The organism is Pseudomonas sp. KSR10 (genome assembly GCF_022355455.1).
GTDB lineage: Bacteria > Pseudomonadota > Gammaproteobacteria > Pseudomonadales > Pseudomonadaceae > Stutzerimonas > Stutzerimonas stutzeri_E.
In genome coordinates this window covers 15,049-29,537 of the sequence record NZ_JAKOEN010000019.1, presented here as the reverse complement: position 1 = coordinate 29,537, position 14,489 = coordinate 15,049, and the positions used below count along the sequence as shown (strand labels likewise).

Below are 14,489 nucleotides of genomic sequence, written 5' to 3'. Positions count from 1 at the left end.
AAGGTGAACGAATACAAGGCACAGGGTTACGTCATCGACCAGTCCGCCTCAGGCGAATCGGTAGAGATGACCAAGGGTGCTCGTCGGATAGCAATCTGCTGGAACGGAACTGTTAAGGCATCGGGGGCGGGGAAATGAACTTCGGATCAGTTTGTTCTGGCATCGAGGCCGCTTCCGTGGCTTGGCATCCGCTGGGTTACCGCGCCGCATGGCTCGCTGAGATCGAAGCCTTTCCAGCTGCCGTACTGGCTCACCACTACCCGGAAGTGCCGAACCTTGGCGACATGACCAAGATCGCTACGGAAGTTCTGACCGGCACCGTGGCTGCCCCTGACGTACTTGTCGGCGGCACTCCATGCCAGGCGTTTAGTGTTGCAGGGATGCGAGCGGGCCTACAGGACGCACGCGGTAAGTTGACTATCGAATTCGTGAGGCTCGCAGATGCAATTGACCATGTTCGGACTGCCCGGGGAGAGCAGTCAGCAATCACCGTCTGGGAAAACGTACCAGGGGTACTTTCCGACCGAGGCAACGCCTTCGGCTGCTTTCTTGGCGCGCTGGCTGGGGAGGACTGCGAACTGCAGCCTTCAGGGAAGCGGTGGACGGACGCTGGTTGTGTGTATGGACCCAAAAGAGCAATCGCGTGGAGGGTTCTTGACGCCCAATATTTCGGCCTGGCCCAACGCCGCCGCCGTGTGTTCGTTGTGGCAAGTGCTAGAGAAGGGTTCGATCCCGCATCGGTACTTTTTGAGCGCGAAGGCGTGCGCCGGGATACTCCGCCGCGCCGAGAAAAGAGGGAAGTCCCTACCGTCTGCCCTACTTTGCGCGCTGGAGGAAACAGCACAGGTGGAGATCGTCCGCCAGGAACCGACGTAGATACGGCAGACAGCCTGATTGTCTGTCATGGCACGCAAGATCCCTGCACCAGCACGACGACAGCGTTTGCGCTTGGCCGTAACAGTGGAGGTGAAAACGCTGTATGCGCATTCACGCAGAACAGCCGTAGCGAGGTTCGCCAGATCAATGGCGACGGGCAGATCGTTGGGGCGCTTGCCGCAGAAGCGGGAGCTCAGCAGCAGAACTACATCGCATGCCGCGAACTGGCTCAGACCATCACAAGCAACTATGGCAAGCAGGTGGATAACAGCGACACGGCACTTGGGCCAAACGTGGTCGCCAGCACTTCAGCCGTTCGGCGCCTAACCCCTACTGAGTGCGAGCGCCTTCAGGGCTTCCCTGACGGCTACACCCTCGTCCCATACCGAAACAAGGAAGCCGCAGACGGCCCCCGCTACAAGGCGCTGGGAAACTCTATGGCCGTGCCCGTGATGCGCTGGATTGGCGAGCGTATCGCCCTGGTCGCGTCTGCCCAGATGCAGGAGGTTGCATAAATGTCTGATTTCATGGAAATCACCGAAGCCTTCCACCAGGCCCGCACAGCCCCCGATGTAACAGATCGCGCTACTGGCCTAGAGGAAGCGGATCGTATAGGTGGCGTGGCGCTGGTACAGGCCAGGCTGCAGGGCGATGGCCGGCCGGACTGCTTGGATTGTGGCGAGGACATCCTCCCGGCTCGCCGCCAGGCCGTGAAGAACGCCGTGCGCTGCGTGCCGTGCGAAGAGATCCATGCACAGATGGAGGCGCGCCGCCGTGGCTAATCCAGCCTTCCCCCTACGCAACGAGATGGACCGCCAGCGCGCTATCAACTGCCTGCAGAAGATCGACCTCGACGCCGGCTGGACTTGGACCATGCGCGAGGAGGTTCGCAGCGACCAGCAGAACCGCCGCATGTGGGCCATGTTGCGCGATATCTCCCGCCAGGTTGAGTGGTACGGCCAGATGCTGAAAGACGAGGACTGGAAGCACATTTTCAGCGCCTCGGTCGAGCAGCAGCGCGCCGTGCCGGGCCTGAATGGCGGATTCGTCGTCCTGGGCATCTCCACCCGCAAGCAGAGCAAGAAGTGGTTCAACGACATGTTCGAGGTGATGGAAGCCTTCGCAGCAGAGCAGGGCGTGAAGTTCACCACTGCTGATCATTGGGGAATTGCAGCATGACTCAGGTGAAGATTTCCGTTGTTCCGCTCGCTGATCTTCCGGCGCACATCGAAAGCATGAATGCCAGTACGCGGATTTGGACGGATCAAGCAGCGCGAGGTGAATGCGGCTGGATCTGCTCTGACTGCTGCTGCAGCGACCCAAAAGGAATGCCAGACGAGTGCTTCCACGGTCACGAGGCATGCACGGCGATCATTCGGCGAGACAAGCATCACGCCATGCGAGATGGGGTTGAGCCGCAATGACCAAGGCCGAGAAGCAGCACCTCAACCGCGTTGCCGCCCTGGGCTGCATTGCTTGCTACCTGCAAGGCACGCCCGGCACGCCAGCCGAGATCCATCACCCACGCGCCGGTCGCGGCAAGGGTCAGCGCGCAAGCCACATGGACGGCATACCACTCTGCCCGGCGCACCATCGCGGCACCCATCACCCGGCCGTGCCAAGCATCCACCTGGCAAAGCTGGCCTTCATCGAGCGATTCGGAACAGAGGAGAAGTTGTTGCAGTTGGTGCAACAGCTCACCGGACAGGAGCAGGCGGCATGAAAGCCCACGAGTTTCTTGGTAAAGCCCAAGCCCTGATGGAAGAGCGCGGCAAGCAGTACGACGCCCAGGACGGGGAGCGCTCCATGTGGCGAACCGTTGAGGCGTTCAACGCGATCACCGGCCGGAACCTGACTGAGGCCGAGGGCTGGCTATTGCTGCAGGTCCTAAAGGACGTGCGGCAGTGGCAGAACCCGAGCTACCACGCTGACAGCGCCGAGGATTGCGTGGCCTATGCCGCGCTGAAGGCTGAGGCACTGAGCGGGCTGGCAAGCGCATGAAGGTATCTCGAATCGATCTACAGGCGAGGCTAGGCGATGACTTCCTCTGCGGCGAGGCGCGGATTAACAGCGGACGGCCTGATTGCCAAGGCCAATGCGGAGCAGCTTGCCGGGGTAATCGCGGACAAGATGCGCGCCCGGTGCAAGCCGATGGGGATTCAGCCCTGGCGCAAGTGGGTATCGGCCGAGCTGTCGCGGATGAGCCCGCTGCTCCGGTCGATGGTTCGTGCGGCGCTGGAAGCGAGGGCAGGTAAATGACCGAAGTCCTGCTGCCCTGGCCGCCGAAGGAACTCAGCCCGAACTCGCGCAAGCACTGGCGGGCCAAGGCGCCAATAGCCAAGAGGTACCGCGCTGACTGCCATCTGCTGTGCAAGGCGGCCGGAATGGTCATGCCTGAAGGTCGCGCACTACTGGCAATCGAGTTCCTGCCTCCCGACCGGCGTAAGCGGGACGACGACAACATGCTCGCCGCGTTCAAAGCGGGCAGAGACGGCCTGGCTGACGCGCTGGGCATCGATGACAACCGTTTCGTTACACAGCTCAGCGTAAGCGACGAAACAGTCTCAGGCGGCGCCGTACGCGTTCGCATCATGAAGTACACCTCGGGGGAGGCCGCTTAATGGTTGCTCGCAAACACGACGACGCAGCGCTAATCGAAGCCATGACCGGGCGCAGCAATGCAAAAGCTGCCGCGCTGCTGGGGCTGAACATCCGCAACGTGGAGCGGCACCGGACGCGCCTCATCGGGCTAGGCCTGCTGCAGCCAAGCTCGGCGCCGGCAGAAGCCGTGAGCGCCGCAGGCGAGACATTCGTGGTCACCTGTGCCGTAAACGCGACAAAGGCCCATGCAGGCTTCATGAAGACGCTGCATCTATACTGCTCGAAGATTGGCGCGCGCCTGATGGTCATCCCGCTCCGGTACCAGAACCCGACGAACCGAGACGCTAAGCGCGATGACGAGTGGTGGGATTCTCGTCTGGTACCGTACCTGGTCAGCGAGCGGACCAAGATCGCCCGCGACCTGATCGTGCTGGCCGACATCAAGACCCAACCGACCGCAGTCAATCCGCTGCAGAAGTGGCAGACCGTGACTGGTACCGCCTCGGCCATCATTGGTCACCCGAAGATCGCGCTGAAGACTGTGGCCACCAATCCGGGCGTGCCGGCCAAGTTGGTAATGAGTACCGGCGCCTGCACAGTCGAGAACTACAGCGACACCAATGCGGGCGCCTCTGGCAAGTTCCACCACACGCTCGGTGCGGTCGTGGTCGAAGTGGATGGCCCGCGCACGCACATCCGCCACATCTGCCCGATGAAGGACGGCAGCTTTATCGACCTCGCCACCAAGTACACGGTGAAGGGCGCAGAGCCGGCGCCACGCGCTGAGGTGCTGACCATGGGCGATATCCATGCCGAGATGGCTTCACCGATCGTTACGCAGGCCACCAAGGAGCTTGCCGAGCTGATCCGCCCGAAGGCTCTCGTGCTGCATGACGTGCTGAACTTTGGATCGGCCAGCCACCACGCCAAGTTCTTCGAGAAGTTCCGCCGCCATGTCAGCGGTACCAGCGGCGTACTGCATGAGCTGAAGGTCACCGCCCGTCACGTCGATCTGCTGTCCGGGTTTGCCGACAAGACAGTGATTGTCAATTCGAACCACCACGACCACTTCACTCAGTGGCTCGAGAAGGCAGAGCACGCCCTCGACATGGAGAACACCCTTGTTTTCCACGAGACGAAGGCCGCCATGCTCCGCGCCATCCATGAGGGAAGCTACTGCGACCCGTTCCAGTACTGGATGGACAAGCTGATGAAACACGGCGACCGACTGCGGTGGCTCAAGCCAGGCGAGTCGTTCATGCGCCACGGTATAGAGCACGGGTGGCACGGCCACAAAGGGCCTAATGGGGTCCGGGGATCGACCAAGAGCTTCGCCACAATCGGCGCCAAGGTCGTGAAGGGCCATTCACACGGCGCAGAGATCATCGACGGTGCCCGATCCGTCGGTACCAGCTCACAGATGGACATGACCTACAACGCCGACAGTCCGAGCGGCTGGACCTGGACGCACGACATCACCTACGCCAACGGCAAGCAGACGCTGATTCACTGCGTCGGCGGGACATTCTTTCGCCGCGATGCGGCAGCAGCACGGGGAGCAGCAGCATGACCGAGCAAATCACCATGGCGCCATGCCCGTTCTGCGAGGGGCCGCCCTGCGTCATCGCGAAGGACTACATGACGGGCAAAGAGGTGGAGTTTGACCGTCCGCTGGACGAGTACTCCGAAGAAAACTACTCAGCTTACGTCTGGTGTCACGAATGTGGGGCGCAAGGGCCAGTAATCGACAGCTGCACGCTGGGTATCTTTGAAGGGCTGCATGACTTAACTGTTATGGCTGTAGCGCGCATCGCCGTGGAGCGGTGGAACGAGCGCGGGAGCAAGGCGAGGGCCTGCTATGACGGCGGCGCGAAAGATGGGCTCAACCTGTTCCCGAGGAGCGAAGCATGAAAGACCTAAGCACCGAGTATCTGCTGAGCCAATGGGGCATATGGGTCCGCTGCCAGACCGGCTTGCCGCGCTACGTATCCCCGACATACGCGCTGATGTGCAACAAGATGGGCAATACAGGCGGCGAGGTTCCTCAGATCCAAGAGGAAACGGCCATGATGATTGATCGCCTGGTGTGCCGGATGGCTGCTCGCTACCAAGAGGCCGCCTATGCGCTGTTCCTCTGGTATCGCCACAGCATGACTAGCTATCGCCAATTGGGCCGCGCTATGGGCGTTCACCACAACAAGGCAGAGATGTATCTGACTGCCGGAATCGCCTGGGTAGACGCGATGCTTTGCAGTTATGCTGAGGCCGCTTAAATTTACATGTAAAAGGACTAGACGTGGCGCCAGTTGTATGTGAGTATTCCCACAGATTGCGGTTTTACCGCTTCACTTGCTAGCAAGGTCGACTGTCTGGTGATGTCGCGAGTCTCATAAGCTCGTTCAGCATGGTTCGATTCCATGCCTTGCTACCACATTCAAGAGCCCAGCCTAACCGCTGGGCTTTTTTATGCGCGAACGGTCAGATCAGGGCTCACCTACCCAGCGCACCCATTACAAGCCTCGGCCATGTGTCGGGGCTTTCTTGTTTCCGGCCCCATGCCTTTGACTGCTTCCTAGCACCGAGCGGATAGCGATAGGCATGTGAGGCCGGACTAACTACGACACCACCAGGCCGAGGCCGGGAGTGCCCTCATGAAATTAACGGGTATCACCATGTCCGAACCAGGCCCGCTCACTACCCTCGGTGGTATCGCGCTGTACAAGCTGGGCGCCTTCGGGTTCGTCGCTGTACTGGCTGCAATCGTCGTAATGGCCATGACGCTGCCTAAGACGGTACGCGAGTTCTGCGTGGCCATGATCAGTACGACCGTATCGAGCATCGGCGGTGGCGCCTTCGTAGTTCGCTGGCTCGACCTGGGCCATTGGGTGAATGACGACCTGGGCATGATTGCCATCGGCGGCATCATCTTCGTGTGTGGCTTGCCTGCATGGGTATTGGTTCGAGCCCTGTTCGCCTGGAGTGAGGCCAAGAAGGACCGGCAAATCACCGAGATTGTGGATGCGGTTCTCGAGGCTAAGCGGAAGGCAGGCATATGAAGCGCGACGACCACGAGGGTTTCTGATGAAGCGCATCACCTGGGTAATCGTCCTCTCATCCTGCGTTCTCACCCTCTGCCTGTTTGGCTGGGGAGTGATAGAGACAATTCGCTGGGTGGGATCGCTGATTAGTTGCACCTAATCGACGCGGCGGCTCACAGCTGAGCACGGTGCTCGAAATAATCAAAGAAGAGAAGAGGGCTCCTAGAACTGATGCAGCAACATCAGCCCTAGGCGCCGACCCGCAGAACCAGCCTGCAAGCCAGCCAAGGCCCTCCGCACTCGCGAGTGCTGGGCGAGCCTATCAGAAAAGAAAAGGCTATGCAGACCATGAAAGACCAACGTTGTGGAACCTGTAACAGACTCCTGGCAAGGACGGGAGCGTTCACGACTATCCAAATCAAGTGCCCGCGCTGCGGAACCTTGAACCACCTGAAGACCGAGAGTCTCGATATATCGCCTCAGAGCGACCTCGATGCGGCTGAAGCCGGCCAATCCATCCAAGCATATGAGGTAAATAAACATGGCTCTCACTCCCGAACAAATCGAAGTCACCAAAGCCCTGGTAGCGAGCATCTGGAACCAGTCCATTGCCGATAGCCTGAACTACAACGAAGAGGTCGAAGAAGTAGTCCGCGTGGCTACTCAGCAGATCGGCCAGTGCTCGGCATACATCTACAACCTGTTCGCCGCGCTGACGCTGGGCGCGATCGGTGGTGCCGCTGTGATCTACAGCAAACAATGGCTACGCGATCTGGGCCTGGACGTTGCCAAAGCGGTGGCGGACAACAAGAATAACTTCCAGGCACGTGCTTGCATCAACTCCGCTGCAGCCAGCTACCGGACTCCACTCGAGATGGCTTCGCTGGGTATCTAAAGCGCTTCTTTGAGGGCCTAGAGCCCCATTTATCGAGACATTCGGTTGAATAGAACCAAACAGCCAGGCAGTACGGCGGGAAGGATATTCTTGCTCGCTTGCGCACTGGCAATCATTGCACTCATCGGAGCGAAGTGGTCTGCATCTCGCTCCGATGCTAATAGTCCCGCTCAGCTCAAGGTTGAGTCTGCTGCTCGGTCCGCGCTCCTCGCTCACGTTAGCAACCCTGACACCGTTGAGATCCGTAACCAGATCGGGCGCTGTGGTCAGTTCAAGCACCGCGACTTTTACGGGCGCGAATCTGGGTATAGGCGGTTCATTGCCACGAACGGAAACGATGTCATGGTAGAAGCTGAATACCATGACCAAGCCTTTGAGCATTTATGGACTCGCTTTTGCCTAGGCCAAGACTAACTGTTGTCCTGACAACCATTCTGCTAACGGTGTTGGCGGTCAGCTCATGCGGGAATGGCGGCAAGCCTGACGACGCTGCCATGCAGGCACGCCATCAGGTTCAGCAGCGTCTATCGATTCCCGAATCGGCAACCTTCACGAACGAGCGCAATGGATGCGGCGAGGTGAGCTATCTCACCGAGTCGGGCCTTAACGTGAAACGCAGGCGTTTCATCGTTCTCGATAGCGGGCAGGTACTGCTGCGTACGGCGGACGCCCCTGTGGAGTTCGCGCTGATTTGGGATAGCCGTTGCAAAGAGTAGTGACTTCGCTCGTCGATCTAAACAGCAGCCGTTGTGCCTTGCTCATCTGGAGGTCATCCGCGCGAAGAAGCCCATCGAGCTGCTGATATAATCCTAGCCCCAATCATCCCGCGGACGAGCTATGAGCCATACGGATTCTCGCAGCGTGCTTTTGCACCAAATCTACAGCGAACAGAACTCCCAGTTCGATCGCTTTGTGCTTGGGGCTACGCTCGCCGCCTGTGCATATCTAGCCCAAACCAATCCGTTCGGGAAGATAGCCCTAAACATCGAAAGTCTCTATTTGCTATCGCTTCTTACCCTTGTTGCAGCTGCATACAAAGGGTTCAGACGCATAGAAACATGCATCACCGCTATTCAAACCAATGGGGTGATGCTGGGCCATCTAGAAATGCAGCGGAATTGGGACGCGGATGCCCTAAGAGGATCTCTTGAGATTTGGCGTGACAAGAGCTCGAGCGCATATCGCTGGAGAAACCGGTTGCTGCTGTTGAGCTTCATCCTTTACATATTGACGAAGGTGGTCGAGGCGTATGTGCGCTGAACCGCGCTGTGATAACAACCCCACGTAAACCTGTGAGATCCATATGGACGCTAGGCCAATACCTCCTGCTGACTTGGCAGAGCTGGCCGAAGCAGGCTTTGGCGTGCGACTTGAGCCGGCCGTTGGGGTTTGGGAATGGATTGAATCCCAGATCCTGACCGAGTCCGGCAGCATCCATAACCCCGATCACGCACACCTGATTGACGCTGATATTGGCGTGCTGTGGGCATCTGCCTCATTCGCCAAGAAGGGTAGGGTAGTAGTTGGTCAAGCCGAGCAGGTAGCTTTCCGCGCCGGAGGCTGGCAGAAGGCTCGCCAAGAGCAGCAGATGCTGGATTGGTTCGGTCGAGTGCCTGCTTACCTCATCACCCTATCTGTGGACTACTGCGCCAAGTGCTCAGACGCTGAGTTCTGCGCCTTGGTCGAGCACGAGCTGTACCACATTGCGCAAGCGAAAGACGGGTACGGCGCGCCCAAGTTCACGCAGGAAGGTTTGCCCAAGCTGGAGATGCGCGGCCATGACGTCGAAGAATTCGTCGGGGTCGTTCGTCGTTACGGGGCAAGCCAGGGTGTGCAGCAGCTAATCGACGCGGCGGCTGGTCCGGCAGAGGTGGCAAAGATCAACATATCGAGGGCCTGCGGAACCTGTCTGCTCAAGTCGGCCTGAAACGAGACAGGCATGAGACGGATGGAAATCTATGGCAGCCCTGAAAAGCGATGTGAAAGCCTTCATCGTTCAGGCTTTGGCGTGCTTCGACACTCCGACCCAAGTCTCACAGGCGGTGAAGCAGGAGTTCGACATTGACGTTACTCGCCAGCAGGTTGAGCAACACGACCCAACCAAGCGAGCTGGGGTCAACCTCGCCGCTAAATGGGTGACGCTGTTCCACGACACCCGCAAGCGCTTCCGCGAAGAGACGGCAGAGATACCGATTGCCAATCGTGCTTATCGGCTCCGCACGCTGGGTCGCCTGGCTGAGAAAGCTGAGAATATGAAGAACATGGCGCTGACTGCCCAGCTACTGGAGCAGGCCGCCAAGGAATGCGGCGATGTGTTCGTGAATCGCCAGCCGAAGAGCGATGGCGGCCCAACTGACGTTCCGCCATCCAGTGTTACGGTCAGTGTGGTGGACGCGAGGAAGCGTGATGCCGACGCTTAATGTCCCGCAGGCTCAGTTCCTGGCAATGCCGCACAAGTTTCGCGGGTTCGTGGCTGGGTTCGGCTCTGGCAAGACGTGGGTAGGCTGCGCCGGCCTCTGCAAGCACGTATGGGAATGGCCACGGATCAACTCCGGCTACTTCGCTCCGACCTATCCGCAGATTCGAGACATCTTCTTCCCGACCATCGAGGAGGTGGCGTTTGACTGGGGGTTGAGGATCAAGATCAAGGAGTCCGACAAAGAGGTCGACTTCTACAGCGCCGGCCAGTACCGGAGCACGGTGATCTGCCGCTCGATGGAGAAGCCGGCGACCATCGTTGGCTTCAAAATCGGCCATGCCCTGGTCGACGAGCTGGACGTGATGGCCAAGCTCAAAGCTGAGCAGGCCTGGCGCAAGATCATCGCCCGGATGCGCTACAAGGTCGACGGGCTGAAGAACGGCGTCGACGTGGCCACCACGCCCGAGGGCTTCAAGTTCACGTACCAGCAGTTCGTGAAGCAGATCAGCGACAAGCCGGAGCTCAAGACGCTGTACGGGCTGGTTCAGGCCAGCACCTACGACAACGAGGCGAATCTGCCGGACGACTACATTTCGTCGCTGGAGGACTCATACCCGCCTCAGTTGATCAGGGCTTACCTGCGCGGCCAGTTCGTCAACCTGACATCAGGCGCTGTCTATCCCGACTTCGACCGCACAGTGTGCCATAGCGATGAGGTAGAGAAAGAACGCGAGCCGCTGATCGTCGGCATGGACTTCAACCGCCTGAAGATGAGCGCGGCGATCTACGTCCTGCGTGACGGCTGGCCTGTCGCAGTAGCAGAGGTGACGGATGGCCGTGACACACCGGACATGGCCAGGCTGCTGCAAGAGCGCTACGCCTCGAAGGGCCACCCGATCCAGATTTTCCCGGATGCGTCCGGGCAGAACAGCAGCAGCAAAAACGCCAGCGAGTCCGACCTGAGCATCCTCAGGCAGGCCGGGTTCTCGATCCGGGTCAACACGACAAACCCAGCCATTGCCGACCGAGTGAACGCCGTCAACGCGCTGATCCTCAACGGCAACGGCGAGCGCCGGCTGAAGGTGAACACCAACCGCTGTCCGCACCTGACTGACGGCCTGGAGCAACAGGCCTACGACAAGAACGGCATGCCCGATAAGTCGAGCGGCGTTGACCACCTCAATGACGCCGCTGGGTATCCATTGGCGTTCCTGTTCCCGATCAAGAAGCGCGCCGCTTCCAGTACCCCACTCAGGATGTAACCCATGAGCAATGACCCAAGCCAAACGATCCCTGCCGTGGATGCCATGCGCGAGGATTGGGCTATCGTTGCGCCTCTGATGGGTGGCACGAAGGCTATGCGAGCCGCTGGGCGTGCTCTGCTTCCTCAATACCCGGCCGAAGAGGGAGACACCTACAAGGAGCGGCTACGTCTCTCCACGCTGCTCCCTGTCTACGCCGAGACTGTCGGGAACATGACCTCTCGCGTGTTCGCCGACCCGCTACAACTGGGCGATGACGTGCCTGAGCGCGTGAAAGAGCTGTGCAAGGACGTCGACCTGGCCGGCAACGACCTCAACAGCTGGTCGGTTGACTTGTTCCGTCACGCGCTGAGCCATGGCCTCTGTCACGTGCTGGTCGAGTACCCGCGCGCCGAAGGGCTCCGCACGCGAGCTGACGAGATTGCAGCCGGTGTTCGCCCTTACGCGGTCATCGTCAGACCCGAGCAGGTGCTGGGCTGGCGTGTAGAAGGAGGTGAGCTTGCTCAATTCCGCTACATGGAGACGGTCGAGGAGGCTGACGGTGAGTTCGGCGTGGAGTCGATTGCCCAGGTGCGCGTGCTGGAACCTGGCATCTGGCGCACCTACCGCAAGACTGAGAATGGCGGCGGATGGGTAATTCACGAAGAAGGCTCGACCAGTCTGGGCTATGTCCCGCTGGTCACCTTCTACACCGGACGCACTGGCTTCCTGACGGCAAAACCGCCTCTGCTCGAACTGGCGCATCTCAACGTCAAGCATTGGCAGTCGCAAAGCGATCAGGACAACCTCTTGCACGTCGCCCGGGTGCCGCTGCTGTTCATGTTCACCGATGACGAGCAGTTCAAACTGGTCATCAGCTCCGGAAGCGCGACCCGTATGCCGAAAGACGGCGATGCAAAGTACGTTGAGCACACCGGGGCGGCGATCAATGCCGGCCGAGAGTCACTGCAAGACCTGATCGAGGAGATGAGGATGGCCGGCGCCAAGCTGCTGCAGAAAGAGAAGCAGCAGACCAAGACGGCGACCCAGGCGAACGAGGAAGCGGCACAAGAGCTGTCCCCGCTGGCTCGCATGGCCAGCCAGTTTGCCGATGCCCTCGCGCAGATGCTGCAGGTGATGGCCGACTATCTGGCTCTACCCGATGGCGGCATGGTCGAGATGCGCGGCAATTTCGATCAGGACTACGCGCCGGAGACGACGCTTCCGCTGCTGCTCAATATGGCGGTTCAGGGCAAGCTGTCTAGTGAGACCTTGTTCGCCGAGATGCAGCGCCGTAGCGTAATCAGCGATGAATACAGCTGGGCCGACGAGCTCGAGCGAATCGAGCAGCAAGGGCCAAGCCTCGGAGCGATGTGATGGCGACGGCAAACGAGCGGCTAGCGGATCTCGCGATCGCCCACGCTATCGATCTGACGCGCTACAGCAACGGCGTTGTCCGACGCATGATCGGCTTGCTTAATCGGGTGGATGAGGATCTATTCGCACAGCTCCTCGTTGCGTTGGATGGCATGTCGCCGGAATCCTTCACGGTCCAGCGCCTGGATTCGCTGTTATCCGGCGTCCAGCGCCTCAACGCTCAGGCCTATCGCCAGATCGGCGTCGAGCTGGACGAGGAACTGCTGCAGCTTGCCGGGTATGAGGGCAGCTACCAGCATCGGGCACTGCAGAGCGTGTTGCCTGATCAGGTGGCCGAGGCGTTGGTCCTGAACACCATATCAGCCAATCAGGTTTATGCGGCGGCGATGGCTCGTCCTTTCCAGGGCAAGCTGCTATCGGAGGCGCTGGCTGGAATAGAGGCGGCGCGCGCGGCTCGGATTCGCGACGCAATCCGGATGGGATTCGTGGAAGGTGAGACGGTCAGTCAGATGGTTCGCCGGCTGCGTGGCACGCGCACGAATGGCTACGCGGACGGGCTGCTGGAGATCGATCGACGGGGCGCTGAGGCATTGGTGCGAACGGCGGTGAACCACACGGCCAACTACGCCAGGCAGGCGCTGTTCGAGGTCAACGACCATCTCGTCAATGAGTGGCAGTTTCTCGCCACGCTGGACGGGCGCACGACAATTACCTGCGCATCCCTGTCGGGCAAGACATTCCCAGTAGGGCAGGGGCCGCAACCGCCGCGCCATTGGAATTGCCGCAGCACGTCCGTCCCAGTGCTCGAATCAGCATGGGCATCTCTGGGTCTGAGCAAGAGCGACATCGACCCAGGCACCCAAGCGAGCATGGACGGGCAGGTTGCTGCTGACATCAGCTACGGACAGTGGCTCAAGGGCAAACCGGCGGCGTTTCAAGATGAAGTGCTCGGCCCGGAGCGCGGCAAGCTGTTCCGTAGCGGTGGGCTCGCAGTCGATCGCTTCACCGACTCGAAGGGCAAGGTCTACACGCTGGACGAATTGCGCAAGCGAGACGCTGACGCTTTCGAGAAAGCTGGGCTATGATGGCCCAATGACAGGAAAACCGACCCTTCACGTCATCGATGGCACAGCCAAAGAAGACGATAACCGCCAGAAAGCCCGCAAGGTGATGCAGAAGCGTCCCCAGGCGGCTCATCTGCTGCGCTGCCATCGGTGCGGCGGCGGCGAGGTGTTCGAGACGAAGGTTGGCGTTATCTACAAGGGCGGCAAGGCTAGCGGCGGCACGAAGCAGCACCTTTGCGCGTCGTGCTTCATGCGTGGGGAGAGGGTGGTGCTTTGTTAGCAATTCATACGAACGTCGCCCTATAAGCTATGTTCTGGCCCGCTTGCGCTGCATTCGGCGCGATAGCTATCGCTGCCTTGGCATTCGCCCTGGGCGCCGCGTTTGGTGCCGGTTCGGGCGATGCTGACCAATTCGCGATGCTGTTCCTCCCGGCGCTTGCTGCGCTCGGCGGCTGGGTCTCTGGCGTCGGCGCGTTAGCGGCAGTCCTTGCTACGCTCTGGTTGGCGGATCGGCAGCGATCGGAGGACGTTGAAGCGTTAGATATTAGAGTTTCGACTTTAATATTGAGCGATGTCCCCTTCCCGCTTCTGGGAGTAACAATCACATCCACTGGAAAGCGGCCGGTGCTGGTTTCTGGAACAAGTTTTCGCATTAACGGCGCACCTAATTATCTGCAGCCAACGGGCTATTACCCAGGTAGTGACGCGCTGCCGGTGCGCTTGCTTTACGGTGAGAGGCTCAATCTTTTCTATTATCCCCGGGCAGTCGTTAGGCTGAGCCAGATGCTTGGCGATACCGCCGACCAGCCAGCCAAAGTTTTCGTATCGGTTCGTTCAACGACGCGCGAGTTTGAGGCGAAGGTTACGATTAACGACATCAACTCGCTGGCGTCTCGCTATGAGCGCGATCATTTAGGTTGAGTCTGAGCCGGCCTAGCGCCGGGTTTTCCATTTCTAGAGCCTCGACTTCGGTCGGGG

21 protein-coding genes, 1 tRNA gene and 1 pseudogene are annotated in these 14,489 nt (G+C 59.8%); all 23 read left to right on the top strand.

From position 1 onward, the window contains the following. Nucleotides 1-134 precede the first annotated feature (134 nt). The 23 genes and pseudogenes from MCB86_RS08945 to MCB86_RS08835 all read left to right on the top strand — a co-directional run bounded on the left by MCB86_RS08945 (nt 135) and on the right by MCB86_RS08835 (nt 14,432). Nucleotides 135-1,391 carry a DNA cytosine methyltransferase gene (locus tag MCB86_RS08945; RefSeq protein ID WP_239610651.1) on the top strand — a complete coding sequence of 419 codons (1,257 nt, stop codon included), beginning with the start codon at nt 135-137 and terminating at the stop codon, nt 1,389-1,391. After that, nucleotides 1,392-1,658 carry a TraR/DksA C4-type zinc finger protein gene (locus MCB86_RS08940; RefSeq protein ID WP_239610650.1) on the top strand — a complete coding sequence of 89 codons (267 nt, stop codon included), beginning with the start codon at nt 1,392-1,394 and terminating at the stop codon, nt 1,656-1,658. Further along, entirely contained in the window at nt 1,651-2,055 is a 405-nt protein-coding gene (locus MCB86_RS08935) for a recombination protein NinB (protein ID WP_239610649.1), read from the top strand. Before MCB86_RS08940 ends, MCB86_RS08935 begins: the two co-directional genes overlap by 8 nt. 241 nt (nt 2,056-2,296) lie before the next feature. After that, entirely contained in the window at nt 2,297-2,599 is a 303-nt protein-coding gene (locus tag MCB86_RS08930) for a Ref family recombination enhancement nuclease (RefSeq protein ID WP_239610648.1), read from the top strand. Continuing rightward, nucleotides 2,596-2,877, top strand: coding sequence for a DUF6378 domain-containing protein (locus tag MCB86_RS08925; protein ID WP_239610647.1), 282 nt, complete (start codon nt 2,596-2,598; stop codon nt 2,875-2,877). Before MCB86_RS08930 ends, MCB86_RS08925 begins: the two co-directional genes overlap by 4 nt. A gap of 36 nt (nt 2,878-2,913) precedes the next feature. Next, entirely contained in the window at nt 2,914-3,135 is a 222-nt protein-coding gene (locus tag MCB86_RS08920; RefSeq protein ID WP_239610646.1) for a hypothetical protein, read from the top strand. Beyond that, on the top strand, nt 3,132-3,497 hold the full coding sequence (locus tag MCB86_RS08915; protein ID WP_239610645.1) for an endodeoxyribonuclease RusA: 366 nt from the start codon (nt 3,132-3,134) through the stop codon (nt 3,495-3,497). Before MCB86_RS08920 ends, MCB86_RS08915 begins: the two co-directional genes overlap by 4 nt. Then, a complete protein-coding gene (locus MCB86_RS08910; protein ID WP_239610644.1) occupies nt 3,497-5,047 on the top strand; it encodes a hypothetical protein in 1,551 nt (516 codons plus the stop codon). The genes MCB86_RS08915 and MCB86_RS08910 overlap by 1 nt, the downstream gene beginning before the upstream one ends. Beyond that, complete coding sequence (locus MCB86_RS08905) at nt 5,044-5,388, top strand: Lar family restriction alleviation protein (RefSeq protein ID WP_239610643.1); 345 nt, start codon at nt 5,044-5,046, stop codon at nt 5,386-5,388. The genes MCB86_RS08910 and MCB86_RS08905 overlap by 4 nt, the downstream gene beginning before the upstream one ends. Beyond that, complete coding sequence (locus MCB86_RS08900; protein ID WP_239610642.1) at nt 5,385-5,750, top strand: antiterminator Q family protein; 366 nt, start codon at nt 5,385-5,387, stop codon at nt 5,748-5,750. Before MCB86_RS08905 ends, MCB86_RS08900 begins: the two co-directional genes overlap by 4 nt. Before the next feature lie 81 nt (nt 5,751-5,831). Then, a tRNA-Met gene (locus tag MCB86_RS08895) sits at nt 5,832-5,908 on the top strand. A gap of 220 nt (nt 5,909-6,128) precedes the next feature. Then, the gene (locus MCB86_RS08890; RefSeq protein ID WP_239610641.1) at nt 6,129-6,533 is read left to right on the top strand and encodes a hypothetical protein; all 405 of its coding nucleotides are present in this window, start codon (nt 6,129-6,131) and stop codon (nt 6,531-6,533) included. A 321-nt stretch (nt 6,534-6,854) separates the two neighbouring features. Then, nucleotides 6,855-7,004: pseudogene (locus tag MCB86_RS08885) on the top strand (Com family DNA-binding transcriptional regulator); the annotation flags it as partial. A 52-nt stretch (nt 7,005-7,056) separates the two neighbouring features. Further along, nucleotides 7,057-7,410, top strand: coding sequence for a hypothetical protein (locus tag MCB86_RS08880; RefSeq protein WP_239610640.1), 354 nt, complete (start codon nt 7,057-7,059; stop codon nt 7,408-7,410). A gap of 494 nt (nt 7,411-7,904) precedes the next feature. Continuing rightward, nucleotides 7,905-8,126, top strand: a complete 222-nt coding sequence (locus MCB86_RS08875; RefSeq protein WP_239610639.1) for a hypothetical protein — start codon at nt 7,905-7,907, stop codon at nt 8,124-8,126. A gap of 121 nt (nt 8,127-8,247) precedes the next feature. Further along, nucleotides 8,248-8,670, top strand: coding sequence for a hypothetical protein (locus MCB86_RS08870; protein WP_239610638.1), 423 nt, complete (start codon nt 8,248-8,250; stop codon nt 8,668-8,670). 43 nt (nt 8,671-8,713) lie between these two features. Continuing rightward, entirely contained in the window at nt 8,714-9,337 is a 624-nt protein-coding gene (locus tag MCB86_RS08865) for a putative metallopeptidase (protein WP_239610637.1), read from the top strand. 31 nt (nt 9,338-9,368) lie between these two features. Then, the gene (locus MCB86_RS08860; protein WP_239610636.1) at nt 9,369-9,830 is read left to right on the top strand and encodes a DUF2280 domain-containing protein; all 462 of its coding nucleotides are present in this window, start codon (nt 9,369-9,371) and stop codon (nt 9,828-9,830) included. Further along, nucleotides 9,817-11,091, top strand: coding sequence for a terminase family protein (locus tag MCB86_RS08855; RefSeq protein WP_239610635.1), 1,275 nt, complete (start codon nt 9,817-9,819; stop codon nt 11,089-11,091). Before MCB86_RS08860 ends, MCB86_RS08855 begins: the two co-directional genes overlap by 14 nt. 3 nt (nt 11,092-11,094) lie before the next feature. After that, nucleotides 11,095-12,447, top strand: a complete 1,353-nt coding sequence (locus tag MCB86_RS08850; protein ID WP_239610634.1) for a DUF4055 domain-containing protein — start codon at nt 11,095-11,097, stop codon at nt 12,445-12,447. After that, nucleotides 12,447-13,532, top strand: a complete 1,086-nt coding sequence (locus MCB86_RS08845; protein ID WP_239610633.1) for a minor capsid protein — start codon at nt 12,447-12,449, stop codon at nt 13,530-13,532. Before MCB86_RS08850 ends, MCB86_RS08845 begins: the two co-directional genes overlap by 1 nt. Nucleotides 13,533-13,539: 7 nt before the next feature. Then, the gene (locus MCB86_RS08840; protein WP_239610632.1) at nt 13,540-13,791 is read left to right on the top strand and encodes a hypothetical protein; all 252 of its coding nucleotides are present in this window, start codon (nt 13,540-13,542) and stop codon (nt 13,789-13,791) included. Between the two features lie 77 nt (nt 13,792-13,868). Further along, entirely contained in the window at nt 13,869-14,432 is a 564-nt protein-coding gene (locus tag MCB86_RS08835) for a hypothetical protein (protein ID WP_239610631.1), read from the top strand. The last annotated feature ends 57 nt before the right edge of the window (nt 14,433-14,489 follow it).

Excerpts from the sequence above, each read along its gene's own strand:
- MCB86_RS08945 (WP_239610651.1), top strand. The coding sequence starts at position 135 with ATGAACTTCGGATCAGTTTGTTCTGGCATCGAGGCCGCTTCCGTGGCT.
- MCB86_RS08940 (WP_239610650.1), top strand. The coding sequence starts at position 1,392 with ATGTCTGATTTCATGGAAATCACCGAAGCCTTCCACCAGGCCCGCACA.
- MCB86_RS08930 (WP_239610648.1), top strand. The coding sequence starts at position 2,297 with ATGACCAAGGCCGAGAAGCAGCACCTCAACCGCGTTGCCGCCCTGGGC.
- MCB86_RS08925 (WP_239610647.1), top strand. The coding sequence starts at position 2,596 with ATGAAAGCCCACGAGTTTCTTGGTAAAGCCCAAGCCCTGATGGAAGAG.
- MCB86_RS08920 (WP_239610646.1), top strand. The coding sequence starts at position 2,914 with ATGACTTCCTCTGCGGCGAGGCGCGGATTAACAGCGGACGGCCTGATT.
- MCB86_RS08915 (WP_239610645.1), top strand. The coding sequence starts at position 3,132 with ATGACCGAAGTCCTGCTGCCCTGGCCGCCGAAGGAACTCAGCCCGAAC.
- MCB86_RS08910 (WP_239610644.1), top strand. The coding sequence starts at position 3,497 with ATGGTTGCTCGCAAACACGACGACGCAGCGCTAATCGAAGCCATGACC.
- MCB86_RS08905 (WP_239610643.1), top strand. The coding sequence starts at position 5,044 with ATGACCGAGCAAATCACCATGGCGCCATGCCCGTTCTGCGAGGGGCCG.
- MCB86_RS08900 (WP_239610642.1), top strand. The coding sequence starts at position 5,385 with ATGAAAGACCTAAGCACCGAGTATCTGCTGAGCCAATGGGGCATATGG.
- MCB86_RS08890 (WP_239610641.1), top strand. The coding sequence starts at position 6,129 with ATGAAATTAACGGGTATCACCATGTCCGAACCAGGCCCGCTCACTACC.
- MCB86_RS08880 (WP_239610640.1), top strand. The coding sequence starts at position 7,057 with ATGGCTCTCACTCCCGAACAAATCGAAGTCACCAAAGCCCTGGTAGCG.
- MCB86_RS08875 (WP_239610639.1), top strand. The coding sequence starts at position 7,905 with ATGCAGGCACGCCATCAGGTTCAGCAGCGTCTATCGATTCCCGAATCG.
- MCB86_RS08870 (WP_239610638.1), top strand. The coding sequence starts at position 8,248 with ATGAGCCATACGGATTCTCGCAGCGTGCTTTTGCACCAAATCTACAGC.
- MCB86_RS08865 (WP_239610637.1), top strand. The coding sequence starts at position 8,714 with ATGGACGCTAGGCCAATACCTCCTGCTGACTTGGCAGAGCTGGCCGAA.
- MCB86_RS08860 (WP_239610636.1), top strand. The coding sequence starts at position 9,369 with ATGGCAGCCCTGAAAAGCGATGTGAAAGCCTTCATCGTTCAGGCTTTG.
- MCB86_RS08855 (WP_239610635.1), top strand. The coding sequence starts at position 9,817 with ATGCCGACGCTTAATGTCCCGCAGGCTCAGTTCCTGGCAATGCCGCAC.
- MCB86_RS08850 (WP_239610634.1), top strand. The coding sequence starts at position 11,095 with ATGAGCAATGACCCAAGCCAAACGATCCCTGCCGTGGATGCCATGCGC.
- MCB86_RS08845 (WP_239610633.1), top strand. The coding sequence starts at position 12,447 with ATGGCGACGGCAAACGAGCGGCTAGCGGATCTCGCGATCGCCCACGCT.
- MCB86_RS08840 (WP_239610632.1), top strand. The coding sequence starts at position 13,540 with ATGACAGGAAAACCGACCCTTCACGTCATCGATGGCACAGCCAAAGAA.